Genomic DNA, 1,938 nt, shown 5'->3' with positions numbered 1-1,938 from the left:
ACCTCTGATCTCCTTATAAATTTCTGGCCGTGTGCTATCTATCGAAATTCCGAAAAAATCGAAGCTCTCTGCAATTTTTTCTATATGATTTTTTTTGAATAAACTCAAATTTGTAACAACCATCGTGATGAGTCCCTGCGATTTTGCATACAACGCAAGGTCGAATAGATCTTTGCGAATAAATGGCTCTCCACCACTGAAGGTCAAAGTCACTATACCGAGCTCAACTAATTCATCGATAATTTGTTTCCATTCGTCGGTATTCGGCTCAATATCTGCGGTATTTTTCCAGGAATCACAATACCTGCATTGAGAATTGCATAAAGACGTAATTGTAATATACCCATATGTCGGGCGTTTGACAGAATCGAATAAACGATTAAAAATATGGTTCTTTAAAAATCTCATACCGGCTTTTATTCTCATCCACCTCGTGGGAATATCGTTATGCTGTAAATATGGCACCTGCATCCGGACCAATCATATCCGCCTTGACATATAAATGTTAATCACGGGCTATCCCATTCTTCATCGATGGTCTCCCCGAAGGTGATGCAGCCGGGAAGTGTTGGCACGGTGACGGTATACCCGCCTTCCGGCTCTCTTCGGAGGAGGATACAGAACCGCAAGTCTTTCATCTTAGCGTACCCGCACATTGCGCACATTTTTACCGGTCATCCGGTGGTTGTGCATTGCTCTTTTGATCGCTGATAAAATATCTGTTGATATGTCGGAAGAATTTCCAGTGGAGGAGCAGATGGATGATTATCAGGGCGGCAAACACCAGGCTTGAATTGTCATGCATAACAACCCACTGGTTGCGGGGGATGTTGAGGAATAATTCCCATCCGCTGCCCCGTCCACCTCCGGAAGGCAGGACAAGATAAGAGCACGAGCCCTGAAATGATAGAGGGAATAAATGTGATGAGGCATCCGATATCAACGAGCGCATTGATGGTTATCTTTCTCATGGCAATCCCTGTCCTTCTTTAAGAATATATACCTAGCACATCCCGATAGAATTGCATCATCATTCCGTCGATATATTCCGCGTCGTTATTCAATCAGGGGGCGTAAAAGGGGGCAGCGCCTTGGCATGGAAGAGGCCGCGGGTTCAATTCCCGCTCGGTCCATCCTATTTTCTGAAATAATAATTATCGCAGGCTGAATTTCCGAAATAGCGTCTCTGGTTAATGCATCAAGGAATCGAGAGGCATTGCCAACGCGGTTTTTCAGGAAGTCATGCACGTCGGGCATAACGGTGATGTTGAGCCGTCGCCTGATGCGGCGTTCTCGAGGTTTGTCGGGCATTTTTCATTCTTCTACACCCTGCCTGGGCGAATCTGGTTATTCATCCACGCTCTTTCGATGACAAAACCTTATGTGAATATTCGTTGGAATGGTCTTCTCTCGACCCTTATTCTCCCTCACCCAAAACCATAATCACCCTCCACGCGTGATATCATCACTATCCATGAGCGATGGGAATCCGGCCCCGGCCCCGCCAGCGGATACAGGACCGTCAACTGCACCGGATCCGGACCCCTCACCGGTGATCGAGGCGGAGGGGCTGATCAAGCGGTATGGAGAGTTTGCCGCGGTGAAGGGGGTCAGTTTCCGGATAGATGCCGGGGACGTGTTCGGGTTCCTCGGCCCGAACGGGGCGGGGAAGACCACCATCATGCGGATCATCCAGTGCATCTCCCCGCGGTCGGGGGGATCGGTGAGCGTGTTCGGGATGGACCCGGAGGAGCAGCCGCGCCGGATCAAACAGCTGCTCGGAGTGGTGCCGCAGGAGACCAATCTCGATACCGAATTCACCTGTTTTGAAAACCTCCTCCTGTATTCGAGGTACTTCGGGATTCCCGGGAGGGTGGCAAAGGAACGTATCGAGCGCCTGCTCGATTTCGTGGCATTGCAGGAGAAAGGGGACGTGAA

Annotated in this window: 4 protein-coding genes; 1 reads left to right on the top strand and 3 read right to left on the bottom strand. The window is 49.3% G+C overall.

Annotated elements, in window-relative coordinates; genetic code table 11:
* The 3 genes from QCH34_RS11640 to QCH34_RS13365 all read right to left on the bottom strand — a co-directional run.
* Positions 1-471: radical SAM protein (locus tag QCH34_RS11640; protein ID WP_300334374.1), on the bottom strand; the 471-nt coding region annotated here is incomplete at its 3' end.
* A 38-nt stretch (positions 472-509) separates the two neighbouring features.
* Positions 510-638, bottom strand: coding sequence for a type II toxin-antitoxin system HicB family antitoxin (locus QCH34_RS11635; protein WP_300334372.1), 129 nt, complete (start codon positions 636-638; stop codon positions 510-512).
* Positions 639-667: 29 nt separating this feature from the next.
* Entirely contained in the window at positions 668-952 is a 285-nt protein-coding gene (locus tag QCH34_RS13365; protein ID WP_366898632.1) for a DUF4405 domain-containing protein, read from the bottom strand.
* A gap of 522 nt (positions 953-1,474) precedes the next feature.
* Here QCH34_RS13365 and QCH34_RS11630 point away from each other — a divergent pair.
* A partial coding sequence (locus tag QCH34_RS11630; protein ID WP_300334370.1) for an ATP-binding cassette domain-containing protein occupies positions 1,475-1,938 on the top strand: 464 nt, incomplete at its 3' end.

It is taken from the genome of Methanocalculus sp. (assembly GCF_029762515.1).
In the GTDB taxonomy this organism is placed as follows: Archaea; Halobacteriota; Methanomicrobia; order Methanomicrobiales; family Methanocorpusculaceae; genus Methanocalculus.
This window is presented reverse-complemented; position numbering and strand designations above follow the sequence as displayed.

What these genes read in the sequence shown, in the direction of transcription:
- QCH34_RS11635 (WP_300334372.1), bottom strand. Translation starts at nt 638, where the DNA reads ATGAAAGACTTGCGGTTCTGTATCCTCCTCCGAAGAGAGCCGGAAGGC.
- QCH34_RS13365 (WP_366898632.1), bottom strand. Translation starts at nt 952, where the DNA reads ATGCGCTCGTTGATATCGGATGCCTCATCACATTTATTCCCTCTATCA.